Origin of the sequence: Serratia surfactantfaciens, assembly GCF_001642805.2 — a bacterium.
In the GTDB taxonomy this organism is placed as follows: domain Bacteria; phylum Pseudomonadota; class Gammaproteobacteria; order Enterobacterales; family Enterobacteriaceae; genus Serratia; species Serratia surfactantfaciens.
This window is the reverse complement of record NZ_CP016948.1, coordinates 3,306,961-3,325,754: the sequence shown is the minus strand read 5'-3', so window position 1 is coordinate 3,325,754 and position 18,794 is coordinate 3,306,961. Positions and strand designations below refer to the sequence as shown.

The 18,794-nt window shown below is 57.4% G+C and carries 19 protein-coding genes and 1 other RNA gene; 16 read left to right on the top strand and 4 right to left on the bottom strand.

Annotation, left to right across the window (positions count from 1 at the left end; genetic code table 11):
- The first annotated feature begins 10 nt into the window (after positions 1–10).
- From ATE40_RS15650 to ATE40_RS15590, 14 genes are all read left to right on the top strand, one after another.
- Positions 11–550 (top strand): fimbrial protein, encoded by a 540-nt coding sequence (locus ATE40_RS15650; RefSeq protein WP_015378836.1) that lies wholly within the window; start codon positions 11–13, stop codon positions 548–550.
- 64 nt (positions 551–614) lie between these two features.
- Entirely contained in the window at positions 615–3,146 is a 2,532-nt protein-coding gene (locus ATE40_RS15645; RefSeq protein WP_063919926.1) for an outer membrane usher protein, read from the top strand.
- Between the two features lie 10 nt (positions 3,147–3,156).
- Positions 3,157–4,029, top strand: coding sequence for a hypothetical protein (locus ATE40_RS24770; protein ID WP_156785435.1), 873 nt, complete (start codon positions 3,157–3,159; stop codon positions 4,027–4,029).
- A gap of 52 nt (positions 4,030–4,081) precedes the next feature.
- Complete coding sequence (locus ATE40_RS15635) at positions 4,082–4,855, top strand: fimbria/pilus periplasmic chaperone (RefSeq protein ID WP_063919924.1); 774 nt, start codon at positions 4,082–4,084, stop codon at positions 4,853–4,855.
- A 35-nt stretch (positions 4,856–4,890) separates the two neighbouring features.
- Positions 4,891–5,541 carry a fimbrial protein gene (locus ATE40_RS15630; protein ID WP_063919923.1) on the top strand — a complete coding sequence of 217 codons (651 nt, stop codon included), beginning with the start codon at positions 4,891–4,893 and terminating at the stop codon, positions 5,539–5,541.
- A 13-nt stretch (positions 5,542–5,554) separates the two neighbouring features.
- Positions 5,555–6,058: a fimbrial protein gene (locus tag ATE40_RS15625; protein ID WP_063919977.1), complete on the top strand. Its 504-nt coding sequence runs from the start codon at positions 5,555–5,557 to the stop codon at positions 6,056–6,058.
- A gap of 11 nt (positions 6,059–6,069) precedes the next feature.
- Positions 6,070–6,561, top strand: a complete 492-nt coding sequence (locus ATE40_RS15620; protein WP_063919922.1) for a fimbrial protein — start codon at positions 6,070–6,072, stop codon at positions 6,559–6,561.
- A gap of 12 nt (positions 6,562–6,573) precedes the next feature.
- Positions 6,574–7,107 (top strand): fimbrial protein, encoded by a 534-nt coding sequence (locus ATE40_RS15615; protein WP_063919921.1) that lies wholly within the window; start codon positions 6,574–6,576, stop codon positions 7,105–7,107.
- An 18-nt stretch (positions 7,108–7,125) separates the two neighbouring features.
- Positions 7,126–7,938 (top strand): MrpH family fimbial adhesin, encoded by an 813-nt coding sequence (locus ATE40_RS24765; protein WP_156785434.1) that lies wholly within the window; start codon positions 7,126–7,128, stop codon positions 7,936–7,938.
- 309 nt (positions 7,939–8,247) lie between these two features.
- Entirely contained in the window at positions 8,248–8,829 is a 582-nt protein-coding gene (locus ATE40_RS15610) for a response regulator transcription factor (protein ID WP_063919920.1), read from the top strand.
- Positions 8,830–9,155: 326 nt separating this feature from the next.
- Complete coding sequence (locus ATE40_RS15605; protein ID WP_244889047.1) at positions 9,156–9,572, top strand: DUF2946 domain-containing protein; 417 nt, start codon at positions 9,156–9,158, stop codon at positions 9,570–9,572.
- Between the two features lie 71 nt (positions 9,573–9,643).
- On the top strand, positions 9,644–11,305 hold the full coding sequence (locus ATE40_RS15600) for a DUF2534 family protein (protein WP_063919918.1): 1,662 nt from the start codon (positions 9,644–9,646) through the stop codon (positions 11,303–11,305).
- Positions 11,306–11,641: 336 nt separating this feature from the next.
- On the top strand, positions 11,642–12,973 hold the full coding sequence (locus tag ATE40_RS15595; RefSeq protein WP_063919917.1) for an SLC5/6 family protein: 1,332 nt from the start codon (positions 11,642–11,644) through the stop codon (positions 12,971–12,973).
- A gap of 30 nt (positions 12,974–13,003) precedes the next feature.
- Positions 13,004–14,314 carry an L-cysteine desulfidase family protein gene (locus tag ATE40_RS15590; RefSeq protein ID WP_063919916.1) on the top strand — a complete coding sequence of 437 codons (1,311 nt, stop codon included), beginning with the start codon at positions 13,004–13,006 and terminating at the stop codon, positions 14,312–14,314.
- A gap of 297 nt (positions 14,315–14,611) precedes the next feature.
- Here ATE40_RS15590 and ssrA read toward each other — a convergent pair.
- Positions 14,612–14,975: a transfer-messenger RNA gene (gene ssrA, locus ATE40_RS15585) on the bottom strand.
- Positions 14,976–15,024: 49 nt separating this feature from the next.
- Positions 15,025–15,507, bottom strand: a complete 483-nt coding sequence (smpB, locus tag ATE40_RS15580) for an SsrA-binding protein SmpB (RefSeq protein ID WP_004929094.1) — start codon at positions 15,505–15,507, stop codon at positions 15,025–15,027.
- Positions 15,508–15,668: 161 nt separating this feature from the next.
- Between smpB and ATE40_RS15575 the strand changes: the two genes are divergently transcribed.
- Together ATE40_RS15575 and ATE40_RS15570 are read left to right on the top strand one after the other, a co-directional pair.
- The gene (locus tag ATE40_RS15575; RefSeq protein WP_025159544.1) at positions 15,669–16,103 is read left to right on the top strand and encodes a type II toxin-antitoxin system RatA family toxin; all 435 of its coding nucleotides are present in this window, start codon (positions 15,669–15,671) and stop codon (positions 16,101–16,103) included.
- Positions 16,096–16,380: an RnfH family protein gene (locus ATE40_RS15570; protein WP_019452302.1), complete on the top strand. Its 285-nt coding sequence runs from the start codon at positions 16,096–16,098 to the stop codon at positions 16,378–16,380. Before ATE40_RS15575 ends, ATE40_RS15570 begins: the two co-directional genes overlap by 8 nt.
- Positions 16,381–16,497: 117 nt before the next feature.
- On the opposite strand, the gene bamE is transcribed toward ATE40_RS15570, so the two are convergent.
- Both bamE and recN read right to left on the bottom strand, forming a co-directional pair.
- Positions 16,498–16,836, bottom strand: a complete 339-nt coding sequence (gene bamE / locus ATE40_RS15565) for an outer membrane protein assembly factor BamE (protein WP_004929101.1) — start codon at positions 16,834–16,836, stop codon at positions 16,498–16,500.
- A 240-nt stretch (positions 16,837–17,076) separates the two neighbouring features.
- Positions 17,077–18,738 carry a DNA repair protein RecN gene (gene recN / locus ATE40_RS15560; RefSeq protein WP_063919915.1) on the bottom strand — a complete coding sequence of 554 codons (1,662 nt, stop codon included), beginning with the start codon at positions 18,736–18,738 and terminating at the stop codon, positions 17,077–17,079.
- Between the last annotated feature and the right edge of the window lie 56 nt (positions 18,739–18,794).

Here is an 18,794-nt window from a genome sequence, read left to right as displayed (position 1 = left end):
AAATAACGTTATGTGGATTAAAATCAGGCTATTTCCGCTGGCGGCTTGCCTATTTATCTTCACTGCTTTCGCACAGGCAGGCAGCGCTATTCAAGGCTGGGGCAGGGTAAATATGCAAGGCGCTATTATCGACACCGCCTGCGCCATTGCCGTCGAGAGCCGCTATCAGACCGTGGATATGGATATCGTGCCGATAGCGGACATTATTCGCGACGGGCAAAGCCAAATAAAAACTTTCGCCATCGAGCTGGTTAATTGCACGCTGGAACGCGCCAATAATAAATTGCCAGACTGGAAACAGTTTCAGGTGACCTTTGACGGCGATGCCGAGGAGGGGTTATTTGGCGTGCGCGGCGAGGCGTCGGGCATTGCGCTGCAAATCACCGATGCCGCCGGCAATATCGCCACGCCGGGCCACCCTCTGCCGCGCGGTGACATTATTCCCGGCGATATGCGGCTGAATTACGCCCTGAAATTAGTCGCCAATAATCATGCGCCGAAGGCCGGCGATTATTTCACGGCCGTCCGTTTCAAACTGGATTATTTCTGAGGCCGGCGATGGGGACTAATTGCAAGAGCGCAGGGACAAGAAATAATTATAAGGGAACGGGGACATGAGAAAATCACCAGCAAGAAAAATGGTACGTATCAATGCGCTGGGATTATGCATTGCCCTGGCGCTCGGCGCCCTCCCGTCACAGGTGTATGCCGCCGATGACATTCAATTCAACACCGACGTGCTGGACGTGCATGACCGCAAGAACATCGATCTGAGCCAGTTTTCACGTGGCGGTTACATTATGCCCGGCACCTACGGCATGGTGGTGCACATCAACAAGAACGATTTGCCGGAGCAGCAGATACCGTTCTACCCGCCGCAGGACGACCCGAACGGCAGCCGCGCCTGCATCAACAAGGCGCTGGTAGAACAGCTTGGCCTTAAAGAGGGCGTGATGAAGGATTTGCGCTGGTGGTACCAGGGCGAGTGCCTGGACGAGAGCAGCGTGACGGGCATGGAGATGCGCGGCGACCTGGCTACCTCGTCGCTGTACCTGAATATTCCGCAGGCGTTTCTCGAGTACACCGCCGAGAACTGGGACCCGCCGTCGCGCTGGGACGAGGGCATTCCGGGGCTGCTGTTTGACTATAACCTCAACGCACAGAGCCAGCACCAGCAGCGCAGCGGTACCCGCGGTTACAACCTGAGCGGCAACGGCACCGCCGGCGCCAACTTCGGCGCCTGGCGCCTTCGGGCGGACTGGCAGGGCAGCCTCAGCCACCAGACCGGCAGCGGGCAGCCGACCGACACGCGGCTGGACTGGAGCCGCTACTATGCCTACCGCGCGCTGCCGGCGCTGCGCTCGAAGCTGACGCTGGGCGAGAGCTACCTGGACTCCGGCATGTTCGACAGCTTCCGCTTTGCCGGCGCCAGCCTGGTGTCGGACGACAACATGCTGCCGCCCAACCTGCGCGGCTATGCGCCGGAGGTGGTGGGCGTGGCGAAGACTAACGCCAAAATCATCATCAGCCAGCAGGGGCGGGTGATTTACGAAACCACGGTGGCGGCCGGGCCGTTCCGCATTCAGGACATCAACGACGCGGTGAGCGGCGAGCTGAACGTGCGGGTGGAGGAGCAGGACGGCACGGTGCAGGAGTTCGTGATGAACACCGCCAGCATCCCGTACCTGACGCGGCCGGGTTCGGTGCGTTTCAAGCTGGCGGCGGGCAAGCCGTCGGACTGGGAGCACCACGCGCGCGGGCCGCTGTTCGGCACCGGTGAGTTCTCCTGGGGGGTGAGCAACGGCTGGTCGCTGTACGGCGGTGCGCTGGCGGGCGGTGACTATAACGCGCTGTCGCTGGGGCTGGGCCGTGACCTGATGGCGTTCGGGGCGCTGTCATTCGACGCTACCCAGTCGCGGGCGCGGTTGCCGCAGGAAGACGGCGCGCTGAGCGGCGGTTCGTACCGGCTTAGCTATTCGAAGAGCTTCGACGAGTACGACAGCCAGGTGACCTTCGCCGGCTACCGCTTCTCGGAGCAGGATTTCATGAGCATGAGCGAGTACCTGGACGCGCGCTACTACGGCAACCGCAACGGCAGCGGCAAGGAGATGTACACCATTACCTTCAACAAGCACTTCCGTGACTGGGGGCTGAGCAGCTACCTCAACTACAGCCATGAGACCTACTGGGACAGGCCGGCCAACGATCGCTACAACCTGACGCTGTCGCGCTATTTCGATATCGGCCGGTTCCGCAATCTGAGCCTGTCGCTGTCGGCCTACCGCAACCAGTACAACGGAATGAAGGACGACGGGGCCTACTTGTCGCTGTCGATGCCGTGGGGTGAGCGCTCGACGCTGAGCTACAACACCACGGTGAACCGCAACGATACCACGAACCGGGTGAGCTATTACGACCGGCTTGACGAGCGCAGCAACTACCAGCTGAGCGCCGGCACGTCGCGCAGCGGCGCCAACGCCAGCGGCTACTACAGCCGCGAGGGCGATATCGCGCGGCTGAGCGCCAACGCCAGCTACCAGGAAGGGCGTTACAGCGCGGTGGGGCTGAGCGCCCAGGGCGGGATGACGCTGACGGCGGAGGGCGGCGCGCTGCACCGCAGCGGCATGGCGGGTGGCACGCGGATGTTGATCGACACCCAGGGGGTGGCGGAGGTGCCGGTGCGCGGCTACGGGCGCACCAGCCGCACCAACGCCTGGGGCAAGGCGGTGATCGGCGACGTGAACAGCTACTACCGCAACAAGGCGAGCATCGATTTGAACCAGCTGGGCGACAACGCTGAGGCGACCACATCGGTGGTGCAGGCGACGCTGACCGAGGGGGCCATCGGTTACCGGCAGTTTGACGTGATAGCGGGGGCCAAGGCGATGGCGGTGATCAAGCTGGCGGACGGCAGCGAACCGCCGTTCGGCGCCACGGTGTTGAACGGGCGCAAGCAGGAAACCGGCATCGTCAACGACGGCGGCAGCGTCTATCTCAGCGGCATCCAGCCGGGCGAGGCGATGACGGTGCGCTGGAACGGGGCGGCGCAGTGTGAGGTGCGCATGCCGAGCCCGCTGCCGGCGGAGATGTTGATGAATACATTGTTGCTGCCTTGTCATTCGCTTGGCGGTGAAAGAAATAAGTAATCGGGGTGGCATGATGGTGTTATTTATCGGTTTTTTTTTGTTTTTCTTTACCGTTGCTTGCAACGCCGCAACGACAGTCGCCAGTTTTTCTGACTGGTATTGGCTTAATAATCGAACTGCGGTGGATTACAACGTTACCAGCATTACACTAGGCCCTGAGGATAGCGAGGGGAATGAGAACATGGACGCCAAAGGGAGTTATTGTCCTGACACCTGGACATGTTCGGTCAGTATCTATACCAACATTACGTCAGGGGGGGTGTGTGGTGCGCCTTTCTCCCCGTTAAGCAGCATTGTGCTTTTTAACGATAGTAAATGGCATAGCTTTGATGAAATTAACAAAGCCATTAAAGATAAAATGCCGTTCAAAGGAACGATAAATAAGATATATCCTTGCAAGGATCCGATTGTATGGATTGATTTTTTTAATGGCTATAGAACAAGGTTAGCTTCAACCAAGGATGGCCGTCTTCCACCGATAGATCCTCTTCCCCCCGTCAACGTATTTTGCCGGGTCGATGGTTTAAGTAACAGTGAAATTGATTTTGGCATTGTTAACCAGGAATCTAAAACCGCCAGCATTACGGCATCGTTGATCTGCGATGGTGATTACACCTCACAAGCGACGGCGCGCTTAATATTTACCGATGCCAATCGCAGCGGCGGAAATACCATCATATTGAGCAATCCGCAAAATAAACAGCAGCTCAAAGTGAAACTGTCCGTTGATGCACCGGGCTCCAGCAACAAACGAGATGTGACCGTTAAGGTCGGTTATAAGGGCAGCGTCGAGCTGTTTGCCTCTCTCGATGAGTCGGAACTGAAAAAAGAAACCTCAGGCGACTTTACCGGCAGTGCGGTGATTATTTTTAATGTTATCTAAATGAACTTTTATTGATTGGATGAATTTTTATATTTATTGAGTTGAGGTTGTTATGAAAAATACGAAACGTTTATTTGCGGCGTTTGCCGAAAAACACATTGTGGCGGCAGCGGGGGCCGTGCTGATCGTATCTACGTCGTTGCCTGCCCAGGCGGCAATTGCCCTGGATCGCACCCGCGTGGTGTTTGACGGTTCGCTGAACTCGGTGAGCCTGAGCGTCAGCAACCAGAACAAGCAGTTGCCGTATCTGGCGCAGGGCTGGATTGAAGACGAGCAGGGTAACAAGATCCAGAGCCCGCTGACGGTGCTGCCGCCGGTGCAGCGCATCGAGCCGGGCAAGCCCAGCCAGGTGAAGATCCAGGCGCTGCCGGTGGCCAAACAGCTGCCGCAGGACCGCGAAACGGTCTACTACTTCAACCTGCGCGAGATCCCGCCGAAGAGCAACAAACCGAACACCCTGCAGATCGCGCTGCAGACGCGCATCAAGCTGTTCTACCGCCCGGCGGGGCTGGGCATCGACACCAATGCGCCGCCGCCGCAGGAGCAGCTGACGCTGAGCCGGCAGGGCGACAAGTACGTGGTGAACAACCCGACGCCGTACTACGTCACCCTGGTAGATGCGGGCAGCAGCAAGAGCGCGCCGGTGAAAGCTTTCGAACCGATGATGGTGCCGCCGAAGGGCAGCCTGCCGCTGACGGTGAGTGCGGCGAGCGTGGGCAACAGCCCGGTGCTGACCTACGTCAACGACTACGGCGGCCGCCCACAGCTGAGCTTCAGCTGCAGCGGCACTATCTGCAAGGTGGTGCCGGAGAATAAAGGCGATTAACCGCTGCATCCAGATAAAAGTAGACAGGAGGATAAATGGCAAAGGAGCTGATGGCGGAACGCGCTTACTGGATAAGCGAGCTGCGATATTACGCCGTGCTGGCGGCACTGGCCTTGATGGCGCCATTGAGCCTGACCGCGCTGCTGTGGCTGTTGCCAGCGGCGCAGGCGGCGGATAACTGGCAGGTAGAGGGTGCCAACGGCGTGCTGTATGTGCAGGGCGCGCTGACCGAGAGCGCCTGTCGGCTGGAGATGGACAGCGTGCGCCAGGACATCGCGTTGGGTGAAGTCGGCACCGGGCGATTGAAGCAGACAGGCGATCGCGGCACGCCGGTGCGCTTTGAGCTGCGGCTGGCGGACTGCCTGCGCAGCCCGGCGGGCAGCCGTGACCTGCGAACCGGCGGGTTGGTCTGGGCCAATGACCAGCCGGCGGTGACGGTGAGTTTCCGGGCGCCGCGTGATGCGAATAACCCGCAGTTGGTGCAGGCGCGCGGCGTATCCGGCCTGGGGCTGCGGCTAAAGGATGCACACGGGCGCGATGTGCGGCTGGGCGAAAGAGGTGCGCCGCTGCTGCTGACGCCGGGGCGAAACAGCCTGAGCTACACCATCACGCCGGAACGCACGGCGGCCGGTTTGCTGGCTGGCAGCTACCGGGCGGTGATGGACTTTTATCTGAGCTATGACTGAGGCGGGGCTGAACATGGATGAAACGATAACGAGAGTAAGGAACCGACAGCGAATCGGCTGCCTGAGCGCATTGTTGATTACCGTGCCGCTGATGTTACAGGCGGCGACCACGGTGACCGTAAGAGTTACGGTGGTGGCGCCGCCACCCTGTGTGATTAACGGCGATCGGCCGATCGAGGTGAATTTTGGCGAAGTCATGACCACTCGGGTAGACGGCAAAAATTATCGGACGGCGGTGGGTTACACCCTGTCCTGCAGCGGCCAAAGTAAAAATGCCATGAAGTTACAGGTGCAGGGCACCGGTACGGCCTTTGACTCGACGGCATTGAAAACCAATAAAACAGCGCTGGGCATCCAATTGCAGCAAGGCAGCAGCAAGCTGGCGATCAATAGCTGGCTGAATTTCACCTACCCGAATGCACCGGAACTATGGGCGGTGCCGATTAAACAGAGCGGTACTGCGCTCAGCGGCGGTGAATTTACGGCGGGCGCCACGCTGAAGGTGGCTTACCAGTAAGGGAACGGAAAATGAATAAAACGATGCGTGCCCTGTTGTTGACAGGCGGCCTGATAGGGCCGCTGAATATCGCGCTAGCGGCGGAGAACATGACTTTCCGCGGCACACTGCTTGCGCCGCCGCCGTGCCGCATTAATGACGGCAACCAGGTTGACGTGGACTTCGGTCAGCGCGTCGGCATTAACAAGGTGGACGGGGTTAACTACCGCCAGGTGCTGAATTACCAAATTACCTGCGACAGAGCGACCAACGGCAATTGGGCGCTAACCCTAAGTCTGAAGGGCGGCGTCAGCGGCTTCGATAAACAGGCGTTGGCGACCAACAAAAGCGATTTGGGCATCCGCATATACCGGGACGATGAGCCTTTCACGCCGGGCAGCACCTTGAACATCACCTTGGATAACCCACCGCAGCTGGAGGCGGTGCCGGTACAAAAACAAGGTGTCACGCTGAGCGAGGGGGCATTCGAGGCTTGGGCGACACTGCAGGCCGATTATCAGTAGGAAGGGTAAACGATGAAAAAGATTATTGGCACATACCTGCTGGCCACGGTTTTAGTGTTGAACGCTGGCGCGGCCTTGGCGGCGGTGAATAACCTGCGCCTGCATGGCGCGCTGGTGGCGGAGCCGTGCGTGATCGCGCCGGGCGATGAGGAAATCGCACTGGATTTCGGCACCATCATCGACAAATACCTGTACCTCAATACCCGCACGCTGGGGCAGACGTTTGAAATTCACCTGGCGGAATGCGATATCAGCCTGGGGAAAACGGTGGCGATAACCTTGCTGGGAACGGAAAGTCTGGCGCTGCCCGGCCTGCTGGCGATTAACGCCGACAGCCAGGCGAAGGGGATTGCTATCGGGCTGGAGACGCCGGAAGGAAAAGCGCTGCCGATGAATAAAACCAGCGATAAATACAGTTTGCGGGCCGGCGGCAATAGCGTCGCGTTGCAGGCCTATGTGCGCGGTGAACCGCAGGCGATCGAGAGAAAAACGATTGGGCGCGGGGCGTTTGGCGCGGTGGCCACGTTTAGTTTGGCGTATGAATAATATTACAGGTGGCATAAAATGAAAGTTTTCCCCCTTTTTTTTGTTTCTGCTTTTTATTCTTCGGTGGCGTTTTCTGCTCCCTATGAACTAAATGTTGTGACGACGCCTGGGTACGCTGATATGGTGAGTGTAGAGTCATGGGATATTAATGATACGAGGTTTAATCCTATGCACGTTTGGTCCGGCACGATAAATCCGGGGGTTAAAGATGATGATATTTACTTTATATTTCACTCTGTTGGCCCTGGTGAAGGCGCTCTGGATATTAAAGCGTTTACTGTTCCAGGGGCCAGAGACGCAAAAACCATGGGGGAGCTAGGTAAGTTATTTATTAAGGCCGGGTTTCTCGGAAAGAGATTCGATGGCAAAAGAAATTCTGGTGTAGGTGGAAAATCTTGCTGGCGTCTGGGGTATCTTAATAGCAATTGGGGTACTGGAAGTGCATACTCCTTTGATATTGCTTGCACTTATGGCGATTATCCGCCAACCGTATGCCGGATCGACCAGCCTGTCTTGGAGATAAATCATGGCACATTGCCCCCCCGGGAGGTTAACGGCAACTCGGCCTATGCTGATTTTTATGTTACGTGTTCTTCCGCGATGTCTGTTTATGTCATTTCACCTACACAAATAAACTCGGTTGTTTTATCTCAGGCCAGTGGATTACGCAGTGATATCACTATCAATGATAGGAAGTTGGGGGATGGCGTCAGGATTTCCGCGTCGACATCACCGACCCGGTTGAGGATTACCTCAACATTAAACGGATTTACCTCCCAACTTGAGGGGGAATTCTCTGGGAGTTTCACTATTATTATTGCACCAGTGTAATATTGAAAAGAGAACGCGGCATATTAACCCAAAGAAAAATTGGCGGTAACGTTGCTTATGCTGGTTTTTATGTTTCGTGTTTTTCTGTCATGTCTGCTTATGTGGTCTTGCCGCCGGGAAAATACGTGATTGCTTTATTCCTGACGAAGGTGGGACTGCTTTGCAGACTATCGCCGTTATCGGCCGAATCCAGCCCTTCAAATAGCTGAAAAATGTTTTTATTATGCGGCAACCTGATTTGCACTCTTTTTTTGATGCGAAAGATATTTTCTTTTTAAAGATGGCGAAGCAGATAACGATGAGGTAAATATGAAAGCGCCAGTCTATATTGGCTTGTTGGATAGCGACCTGTTTCATTCTGAGGGGTTGAAATTATTCTTGATTGAGTATTTCAAAGAAAAGAATAAATCCGCAGTGTTTGTCAATGAGGACAGGCTAGAGAACGCTGATGTTATATTTTATGAGTCAAGTAACTACATGGCCTATTTTATTGGCAAGATTTTACGGTCATCAACCAAGAATACCATTCTTTTTTCACTGGGTGAGGGAAAAAACAGCCTTGCGACATGGCGCTTGGCACGCCTCCAGCAAGCATTGTTAAAAAAAGAAAGTTTACAGCAGCTGCGTTTCTACCTGGATACCTTGTGGCGTGAACGAGAGAATTTTGGTTATCAGCGCCGGGTTAACTCGCCTGAAGAAGATTTGACCCACCGTCAGCAACAAATCATGCGCCTGTTGGCAAAAGGCGTCACGCCGGCAGAAATTTCAATGCAATTGAATATCAGCGTTAAAACCGTCAGTTCCCACCGTGGGGCCGTGATGAAAAAATTCGGTTTTAACCGCAAAGTTGAACTCTATAACTGGCTGATTTTGCGTGGCAATGAGCTGTAAATGGATTTTTGAATACAAGGTGCATTGATGATTTTATTGTTTTTGGCGTTATTGCTGTTGTTGCTGAGTTTGTTTTCATTCTATATGCACTATAAAACGGTTAATAAAAAGAGGCTCAATATAAACACCCAGGGCATGATTGGGAGGGCAGCAAGAAAGAAGCGTCGGCCGGCAATCCGTCGTCGTGTCGAGAGCCTATAGCGGATACCAAATCGTTAGCGGGAGATCTCCCTGATCCCACACGTTTCGCTTTTCATTCACCTCACCGTTCATTGAGGTTACACTGGCCGCTTGTTCGCAACCGACCGGGTTAATTCACCGCTGCGATGAGAGTGCCACGCCAGCTACAGCAACGCTTTGCCGCCAGCATCGCCATTATGGCGGTGCTGTTGCTGTTTGTGGCGCCGGTGGTGTCGAAATCGCTGATGCACCATCAGATGATGAGCGGCATGGCGCAGCCGGCAGCTACCATGCAGCATGAGATGCACGGAATGGCGATGCCCGCCGCCGAACATGCCGGCCACCATGGCATGGATCCGGCAGAGATGATCTTCTGCGGCTATTGCGAGCTGCTGATTCACGTACCGCTGCTGCTGTGGGTATTCGTCCCGCTGCTGTGGCTGATGGCGCGTATTGCGCGCCTGCCTTGCGCGCCGCGCATCGTCCCCCCGCCCATTCGGCGCCTTGCCCTGCGGCCGAGCCCGCGCGGGCCGCCCGGCCAGCCGTTTTTCCTTATTGCTTGATCATGGGTAACGCCGTCCGTATCGCTGCGGACGGTTTGCCTGCGTGCACAGTTTGAAAAACGAGAAAGGCCATGTCTTCAATAACCAAAACTCCACCTGCCGCATCGCCGCGTGGCGCGATGCTGAACCTGATCAGACGGCTGCATTTTTATATCGGCCTGCTGGTTGCTCCTTTTATTCTGGTCGCCGCACTGACCGGCACGTTGTATGTGTTGACGCCGCAGCTTGAAGAGGCGCTGTATCGCGATGCGCTTTTCACCGAACCGCACGGACAGGCAAGATCGCTGGCCGACCAAATCGCCGCCGCCCGCCGCGTGGCGGGTGCCGAGACGCGCATTTACGCCGTGCGCCCGGCGCCCGGCGCGACGGATACCACGCGCGTACAGTTCGTGGGAGGCGATCTGGGCGCTTCCGAGTCGCGCGCGCTGTTTGTCGATCCTTACACCCTGGCGATCAAGGGGGATATGACGGTGTATGGCACCTCCGGCGTGCTGCCGCTGCGCACCTGGCTGGATAAGCTGCACAGCAGCCTGCTGCTCGGCGACCTGGGCCGCAATTACAGCGAGCTGGCGGCCTCCTGGCTGTGGGTGGCCGCGCTGGGCGGCGTGGCGCTGTGGCTGGCGACGCGGCCGAAGCGCAAGCTGAAAAGGGCAAAAGGGCGTTTCGCCGCCAGCCGCCAGTTGCATATCACGCTGGGCGTAGCGTTGTTGGCCGGGCTGCTGTTCTTCTCGGCCACCGGGCTGACCTGGTCGCAGTGGGCCGGCGGCAACATCGATGCGCTGCGGGCCAACCTGGGCTGGCTAACGCCGCAGGTCAACGCCAGCCTGCAGGCCGATGCGCCGCAGACGCCGGCCGATCCGCACGCCGAGCACCGCGGTATGATGCCGGGCATGAAGATGAACCCTGCCGCACAGGCCAATGCGCTGAACGGTGATTGGGATCGGGCGCTGCATGCCGCGCGCGCCGCCGGGATCGATACCGCCAAGATAGAGCTGCGCCAGCCGAAGGGCGAGGGTAAAGCCTGGACGGTGACCGAAGTGGATCGCAGCTGGCCAACGCAGGTGGACGCGGTCGCCATCGCGCCGCAGAGCTTCGCCGTCGTCGACCAGGTGCGGTTCAGCACCTTCCCGCTCATCGCCAAGCTGACCCGCTGGGGTATCGACGCCCACATGGGTATTCTATTCGGCTTGCCGAATCAGCTGCTGCTGGCGGCGTTTGGCCTTGGGCTGTGCCTGACGATCGTGTTGGGGTACCGCATGTGGTGGATGCGCCGCCCGGCTGCGGGTGCGCAGCATCCGGTGCAGACGCTGGTCGCCGCCTGGCTGGCGCTTTCCCTGCCGGCGCGGGTAATCACGCTGTCGATCGCCGTAGCCTTGGGCTATTGTCTGCCGCTGATGGGCGTGAGTCTCGCGGCGCTATTGGTGGCGGACGTGTGGCGCTGGCGTGGCCAACGGCAGGGGCATGGCGAAGAAACGCCGGAAGCGGCCGCTCGGCGCGTAGAGGTGCGTAAGTTCCGTGCTGCGGTGGCGACGGTCGCGGTGGCGGTCGGCTGCGTGTTGGGCAAGGCGATCCTCGGCGGCACCGTCGAGCAGTTTCAGCTGCCGATCGGCGCCTGGAGCGCACAGATGATCGTGATGCAGAGCCTGATGGTGTTGCTGTATACGCTGGTATTCACCCTGCTGCTTTCCATTCCGCTATGGTATTTCTTCCTGGGGGAGAAAGAGGGGCGGTAAAGGGAGCGCCCGGTATGCGGTTTAGCCTGCCGGGCGCTGCGAATGCAAAACGGGCGGAACGCTGCGTTCACCTGGTCTGTGATTCATATTGTGGCGCGTTGGGATAATGTGATGCGCCTCTCATACTGGTTTTTGATAGAATTTATTTCTTCTTATTCTTTTTTTATGGGATTTTTTTCTCTTTGATAGCCTTAATCCATACAAATATTGTGACTTTTTTCTCTTGTTTCAGGGGTAAGATTTCGCACATTAAAACGATAACTCGCCTGCATTTTAGAATTATCCATCGTGCAGAAACTATTAAAAAAAACCTCTACCTACACAAGCGAGAACCTTATGGAAACGGCTTCAAATAATAGCGTGCTATTGGATGACACGTCGCCAGCGTTGCGGGCGAAGATGACGGAAAGTGAATGGCGTGAGGCAATTAAATTCGACAGTACCGATACCGGCTGGGTGATTATGAGTATCGGCATGGCGATTGGTGCCGGCATTGTTTTTTTACCGGTGCAGGTTGGATTGATGGGGCTGTGGGTATTTCTGCTCTCCTCTATTATCGGTTATCCGGCTATGTATTTATTCCAGCGCTTATTTATCAATACCCTCGCGGAATCGCCCGAGTGCAAAGACTATCCCAGCGTGATTAGCGGCTATCTGGGGAAAAACTGGGGCATCCTACTCGGCGCACTCTATTTTGTCATGCTGGTGATCTGGATGTTCGTTTATTCCACCGCCATCACCAACGACAGCGCGTCTTATTTGCACACCTTCGGCGTGACGGAAGGGCTGTTGTCCGACAACCCTTTTTATGGCCTGGCGCTGATCTGCATTTTAGTGGCGATTTCATCGCGCGGTGAACAGCTGCTATTCAAACTTTCAAGCCTGATGGTGCTGACCAAGCTGCTGGTTGTGGCGGCGCTCGGCGTGTCGATGATTGGCCTGTGGCATGTGAATAACATCGGCGCGCTGCCACCGGCGGCGCTGTTGATTAAAAACGCCATTATTACGCTGCCGTTTACTCTGACTTCGATTCTGTTTATTCAGACGCTTAGCCCGATGGTCATTTCCTACCGCTCGCGTGAAAAATCGATTGAGGTTGCCCGCCATAAAGCGCTGCGCGCCATGAATATCGCCTTTGGCATTCTGTTTACCACCGTCTTTTTCTATGCCGTCTCTTTTACGCTGGCGATGGGGCATGATGAGGCGGTAAAAGCCTATGAGCAGAACATTTCCGCCCTGGCGATCGCCGCTCAGTTTATTAGCGGTGACGGCGCCGCCTGGGTCAAAGTCGTCAGCGTGATCCTTAATATTTTCGCCGTGATGACCGCCTTTTTCGGTGTTTATTTGGGCTTTCGCGAAGCGACGCAGGGCATCGTGATGAACCTGCTGCGCCGCAAGCTGCCGCTGGAAAACATCAATGAAACCTATGTGCAGCGCGGCATTATGGTGTTCGCTATTCTGCTGGCCTGGAGCGCCATTGTGCTGAATGCGCCGGTGCTGAGCTTCACATCCATTTGCAGCCCGATCTTCGGCCTGGTGGGCTGCCTTATTCCTGCGTGGCTGGTCCATAAGGTGCCGGCGCTGCACAAATATAAAGGCGCATCGCTGGTGCTTATCATCGTGACCGGCTTGCTTCTGTGCGTCTCCCCGTTCCTGGCATTCTCCTGATAGAGCTAATACGGTATTAAGGTTGTCATTATGTTGAACCCTGAAAGTCTTTCATTATGGAAAAAATACATCCGCGTCGTGCAGGAGGAGGTGAAGCCTGCATTGGGATGTACCGAACCGGTTTCCCTGGCGCTGGCCAGCGCCACGGCGGCGGCTCATTTACCGGGGCCGGTGGATCGCATTGAAGCCTGGGTTTCGCCGAATTTGATGAAAAATGGCATGGGCGTGACGGTGCCTGGCACCGGCATGGTGGGATTGCCGATCGCCGCCGCGTTGGGGGCTATCGGCGGCGATGCCGACGGCGGTTTGGAAGTGCTCGAGAAGGCCTCTGCAGCGGCCATAACGCAAGCGAAGCGGCTATTGGCGCAGGGGGCGGTGCGCGTCATGCTACAGTCGCCTTGCGAAGATATCCTCTATTCCCGGGCGAAGGTTTACGCCGGCGATCAATGGGCCAGCGCCACCATCGTCGGCGGGCATACCCGCATCGTCAGTATCGAGCGGCAGGGCGAGACGCTCTATACGCTGAAGGCGCAGCCGCAGGGCGCCGAGCCGGCATGCCCGCTGCAAGTGCTGGAGCAGACTTCGCTGCGTGAGATCGTGGATTTCATCGAGCAGGCGCCGTTCGCGGATATCCGTTTTATTCTCGATGCCGCGCGCCTCAACGGTGCGCTGTCGCAAGAAGGGCTGCGCAGCCAGTGGGGGCTACACGTGGGTGCCACGTTGCAAAAACAGCGCGCACGCGGATTGATGGCGAGCGATCTGGCCAGCGACATCGTGATCCGCACCAGTGCGGCGTCCGATGCGCGGATGGGAGGGGCGACGCTGCCCGCGATGAGCAACTCCGGCTCGGGCAATCAGGGGATCGCTGCCACCTTGCCGGTGATGGTGGTGGCGGAGCACTTCGCGGCCGATGAGGAACAGCTGGCGCGTGCGCTGATGCTGTCGCACCTGAGCGCCATTTATATCCACTATCGCCTGCCGCGCCTCTCCGCGCTGTGCGCCGCCACTACCGCCTCGATGGGGGCGGCCGCCGGGATGGCGTGGCTGGCGGATGGCCGGTACGACACCATCGCCAAGGCCATCGGCAGCATGATTGGCGATGTGAGCGGGATGATTTGCGATGGCGCTTCCAACAGCTGTGCGATGAAGGTTTCCACCAGCGCCTCGTCGGCGTGGAAGGCGGTGCTGATGGCGCTGGACGACACGGCGGTAACCGGCAACGAGGGGATCGTGGCGAATGATGTTGAGCAGTCGATCGCCAACCTTTGCGCGCTGGCCAGCCGCTCGATGCAGCACACCGACAGGCAGATCATCGAGATTATGGCGAAAAAAGCTTCCTGAGCTTTCCCCGCTGCGGCGGGGTTTTTTGTTAAATCAGCCGGTGTGCGTGCGAGCGTACAGGCGGTGGTATGCACTGGGCGGATCGAACACGCCCCTATGATGCGCAACGTGCTGCTGCACACAACCGGCTGGCTACGCATGGTCTCTATCGGGAACACTCGCCTTTGCCGGCCAGAGGGCGTTCGGGTTGTGGGGGCCTTCGCCCCTGAGTGCCACAAAAACAAAAAAGCCCGCAACCGAAGTTGTGGGCTTTTTCGCTATTATCGCCGGGTCTATCTGGTTCACTGGCGACGTATTTGGTGGAGCTGGCGGGAGTTGAACCCGCGTCCGAAATTACTACACCGTCGGCACTACATGCTTAGTCCAATCTTTACATTCGCCGGCCAGCTGCGGATGGACACGCTACTGACAGACTAGCCTGATTGAGTTTAACGCTTCAGCCCCAGGCAGGACGTCCACGCGATCTCTTTTGGGTTTGACCTCTCTTGATCCCCGTCCTAAGAGCGGAGGCTAGGGAGAGAGGGCTCTAAGCAGGGTATTAAGCTGCTAAAGCGTAGTTTTCGTCGTTTGCGACTATTTTTTTGCGGCTTTTTACGAGGCCAACCGCCCCTCGGCATGCTCCTAGGGCTTCGCAAATCCCGTCGAATCCAGAATCAGCCCCAAGTAACTTTGTGCAGTATACCAGAAGTTTACCTCGATAAGCCAGCGGCTTAACGATTGGCGTGCTTCATGATACGGGCTTTCGCCGTCTGCCATTCGCGATCTTTGATGTCATCGCGTTTGTCGTGCTCTTTCTTGCCTTTGGCTACGCCGATCTTGATCTTGCTCCAGGCATTTTTCCAATACAGGGACAAGGCCACCACGGTGTAACCCTCGCGGTTGACGCGGCCGAGCAAGGTGTCCAGCTCGCGTCTGTTCAGCAGCAGTTTACGGGTACGTGTCGGATCGCACACCACATGCGACGAGGCCACGTTGAGCGGAGTGATGGTGGCGCCAAACAAATAGGCTTCACCGTCACGGAACGTCACGTAGCTGTCGCTGAGGTTGGCTTTGCCAGCACGCAGCGATTTAACTTCCCACCCTTGCAGCGACAGGCCAGCCTCGAACTCTTCTTCAATGAAGTATTCGAAACGCGCGCGCTTGTTTTGGGCAATGGTGGCGGAACCGGGTTTGTGTGCTTTTTTCTTTGTCATAGTGCGTTCATTATACTGGATGCTTCAGCGAAAGAAATCCTTTCCCGTTCAGCACCTGCGCAATTTTTCGCATTTTTGGTTCCCTCATCCCTTAGCAGATTTTTTGTTTGCCGCCAGATAAATGGTATTATCTGTACGTTTTATGTCTTACAGGAAATGATATGCCCCAGATCAGTCGGTCTGCATTAGTGCCGTTCAGCGCCGAGCAGATGTATCAGTTGGTTAACGATGTTCATTCTTATCCCGATTTTCTGCCAGGCTGCACCGGCAGCCGGGTGCTTAACGCTACCCCCAATGAAATGACCGCCGCGGTGGACGTCGCCAAGGCCGGTATCAGCAAGACCTTCACCACGCGCAATACGCTGTTGGATAACCAACGCATCAATATGCAGCTGGTCGATGGTCCGTTCCGCAAGCTGATGGGTGGTTGGCAGTTCACACCGCTGAGCGAAGAGGCCTGCAAGGTGGAGCTGCACCTGGACTTCGAGTTCACCAACAAACTGATCGAACTGGCGTTCGGCAAGGTATTTAAAGAGCTGGCGGGCAGCATGGTGCAGGCATTCACCCAGCGCGCGAAAGAGGTCTACAGTGTCTGACATTCAGGTCGAGGTGGTGTACGCCTTACCGGAGCGCCAGTACCTGCGCAAGGTGAAGCTGGCCGAGGGCAGCAGCGTCGAGCAGGCGATTGCGGCTTCGGGCCTGCTGGAGCTGCGTCAGGATATCGATCTCAAGAGCAACAAAATCGGTATCTACAGCCGGCCGGCCAAGCTGGGCGACACGCTAAACGACGGTGACCGGGTTGAGATCTACCGGCCGCTCATCGCCGATCCGAAAGAACTGCGCCGGCAACGGGCAGAAAAGGCAAAAAAATAAGGCGCTATGAGCGCCTTATTTTTTATCTGAAACTGATTCTCTCTTCCGCGTTGCAGCCTGCGACTGTCATGAGGAACATCATGCCTCCTCATGGGCCGGAAGAGCGGGCGGCGCCGATTACTTGGTCAGTGCCGGTTTGTTCTGGATATCGGTCAACACGCCTGCGCTGTCGAAGGTCAACGTCAGCGTTTGCTGGGTGATATCTTCATGGCCAGGCTGCTGGCGGAACACATAGAACCACGTCTGAGTCCCGAACGGGTCTTGCAGCATTGGGGTGCCCAATGTGTAAGCGACCTGTTGCTGGGTCATCCCTTTCTGGATTTTCGCCACGTCGGTCGACGTCAGGTAGTTCCCCTGGTTGATGTCAGGACGATAAACCACCTTTTCAAAAGTAGAACAGCCTGCAGTCAGCATCACAAGAACTACAGCGGCGGCAGTCAGCGTTTTACAGCGCATAGTAATCACATTCCTTTAGGGCATAGGATGCCGATGATAATAGACCTTGCGGCAGTTGGAAACCTTTATACCCTTCATCTTTCACGTTGCGACGCATTGGCTTTCCTTCTGCACCTCAAGCGCTTGGCCTGTTTCAGGCCGTTGAGATGGCTTCGGATCGCCGCCGCGGCGCACTTTAGATATTTCTCGGGCCAACAGCGTCACTGTCAGACCGCAGGAAAGTGAAAAAGTTGAGCTTTTTTATGCCGCCAGCAGTTCTTTGGCATTGGCCAGCGTATTGCGGGTGACTTCGCTGCCGCCGAGCAGGCGCGCCAGCTCTTGCAGCCGGGCGCGTTTATCCAGCGGCGCCATCTGGGTTTCGGTCACCGTGCCGTCGGTCTGCTTGCTGACGAACAGATGCTGATGCCCGCATCCGGCCACCTGCGGCAGGTGGGTGACGCACATCACCTGGGTGGATTCGCCGAGCTGGCGCAACAGGCGGCCGACGATGGCGGCGGTAGGGCCGCTGATGCCCACGTCCACTTCGTCAAAGATCAGCGCCGGGGTTTCCATCTTGCGGGCGGTGATCACCTGAATGGCCAGCGCGATGCGCGACAGCTCGCCGCCGGAGGCGACCTTCGCCAGCGGCTGCAGTGGCTGCCCCGGGTTGGTGGAGACGCAGAACTCGGTGCGGCTGGCCCCTTCGGCGCTCAGATGCTGCGGTTCGAAGCGCACGTCGATGTTGAACTTGCCGTGCGGCATGGAGAGCGCCTGCATGCTGTCGGTGATGAGCGTGGTCAGCTCGGCCGCGTAGTGCAGGCGTTTCTGGTGCAGCTCTTCCGCCAGCGCCAGCGCCTGCTGATGATGCAGGGTAACCGCCTCGTTCAGGTGCTCATGGTCGCTTTCCTGCTGTGAAAGCAACAGCTGTTCATCCAGCAACTGCTGATGCAGCTGCGGCAGCTCTTCCGGCGCGACCTGGTGTTTGCGCGCCAGGCTGATTTGGCGCGACAGGCGTTGTTCCAGTTCGTGCAGGCGGTTGGGATCGAGATCCATGCGATCGGCGTAGTGGCGCAGTTCGTCGCTGGCTTCGCTGATCTGGATCGAGGCCTCTTCCAGCATGTCCAACAGGCCGCTGAGCTTGTCGTCCAGCCCGGCCAGCTCGATCAGCAGGTGTTTGGCGTTGTAGAGCTGGCTGAGCATGTTGTTCTCGTCGCTGTCGGCGAGCAGCTGCAGCGTCTGCTGGCTGAGGGTCAGCAGCTGGCCGCTGTTGGCCAGGCGCTTGTACTCGGCGTCGGTCTGCTCGAACTCGCCGGCCTGCGGCGCGAATTCGTTCAGCTCTTTCAATTGGTATTGCAGCAGCTGCTTGCGCGCTTCGCGCTCGATGGACTGCTGCTGGTGGTGCGCCAGCTCGCGGCAGCTCTGGTGCCAGCGTTGATAGGCCTGGCTCATCGCCGCCAGCAGGGCGGGTTCGTCGGCGTAGGCGTCGAGCAGCGCTTTTTGGTGCTCCGGCTTGAGCAGCAGCTGATGGGCGTGTTGACCGTGGATTTGGATCAGGCGTTGCCCCAGCTCGCGCAGCTGCGACAGCGGCACGGCAGTGCCGTTGATAAAGCCGCGCGAACGGCCGTCGGCGTTGATCACCCGGCGCAGCAGGCATTCGTTGCTGTCGTCCAGCTGGTTTTGCTCCAGCCACTCGCGCGCGGACGGGGTGTCCGCCAGCGAGAAGCGGGCGCAGATGTCGGCGCGGGCGGCTCCCAGGCGCACCACGTTGCCGTCGGCGCGGTTGCCGAGGCACAGCCCCAGCGCATCGATGGCGATGGATTTGCCGGCGCCGGTTTCACCGGTGATCGCCGTCATACCCGGTTGAAAATCGATTTCCAACTCACGAACGATAGCAAAGTTGCTGATGGTTAATTGCGCCAGCATGGGAACCTTCCTGTGTATAAACACATAACTGTAGTTTCATACAGTATAAACTGGTT

Excerpts from the sequence above, each read along its gene's own strand:
- ATE40_RS24770 (WP_156785435.1), top strand. The coding sequence starts at position 3,157 with ATGATGGTGTTATTTATCGGTTTTTTTTTGTTTTTCTTTACCGTTGCT.
- ATE40_RS15635 (WP_063919924.1), top strand. The coding sequence starts at position 4,082 with ATGAAAAATACGAAACGTTTATTTGCGGCGTTTGCCGAAAAACACATT.
- ATE40_RS15590 (WP_063919916.1), top strand. The coding sequence starts at position 13,004 with ATGTTGAACCCTGAAAGTCTTTCATTATGGAAAAAATACATCCGCGTC.
- ATE40_RS15630 (WP_063919923.1), top strand. The coding sequence starts at position 4,891 with ATGGCAAAGGAGCTGATGGCGGAACGCGCTTACTGGATAAGCGAGCTG.
- ATE40_RS15600 (WP_063919918.1), top strand. The coding sequence starts at position 9,644 with ATGTCTTCAATAACCAAAACTCCACCTGCCGCATCGCCGCGTGGCGCG.
- ATE40_RS15625 (WP_063919977.1), top strand. The coding sequence starts at position 5,555 with ATGGATGAAACGATAACGAGAGTAAGGAACCGACAGCGAATCGGCTGC.
- bamE (WP_004929101.1), bottom strand. The coding sequence starts at position 16,836 with ATGCGCTGTAAAACGCTGACTGCCGCCGCTGTAGTTCTTGTGATGCTG.
- ATE40_RS15620 (WP_063919922.1), top strand. The coding sequence starts at position 6,070 with ATGAATAAAACGATGCGTGCCCTGTTGTTGACAGGCGGCCTGATAGGG.
- ATE40_RS15605 (WP_244889047.1), top strand. The coding sequence starts at position 9,156 with ATGAGAGTGCCACGCCAGCTACAGCAACGCTTTGCCGCCAGCATCGCC.
- ATE40_RS24765 (WP_156785434.1), top strand. The coding sequence starts at position 7,126 with ATGAAAGTTTTCCCCCTTTTTTTTGTTTCTGCTTTTTATTCTTCGGTG.
- ATE40_RS15575 (WP_025159544.1), top strand. The coding sequence starts at position 15,669 with ATGCCCCAGATCAGTCGGTCTGCATTAGTGCCGTTCAGCGCCGAGCAG.
- ATE40_RS15610 (WP_063919920.1), top strand. The coding sequence starts at position 8,248 with ATGAAAGCGCCAGTCTATATTGGCTTGTTGGATAGCGACCTGTTTCAT.
- ATE40_RS15595 (WP_063919917.1), top strand. The coding sequence starts at position 11,642 with ATGGAAACGGCTTCAAATAATAGCGTGCTATTGGATGACACGTCGCCA.
- recN (WP_063919915.1), bottom strand. The coding sequence starts at position 18,738 with ATGCTGGCGCAATTAACCATCAGCAACTTTGCTATCGTTCGTGAGTTG.
- ATE40_RS15650 (WP_015378836.1), top strand. The coding sequence starts at position 11 with ATGTGGATTAAAATCAGGCTATTTCCGCTGGCGGCTTGCCTATTTATC.
- smpB (WP_004929094.1), bottom strand. The coding sequence starts at position 15,507 with ATGACAAAGAAAAAAGCACACAAACCCGGTTCCGCCACCATTGCCCAA.
- ATE40_RS15645 (WP_063919926.1), top strand. The coding sequence starts at position 615 with ATGAGAAAATCACCAGCAAGAAAAATGGTACGTATCAATGCGCTGGGA.
- ATE40_RS15615 (WP_063919921.1), top strand. The coding sequence starts at position 6,574 with ATGAAAAAGATTATTGGCACATACCTGCTGGCCACGGTTTTAGTGTTG.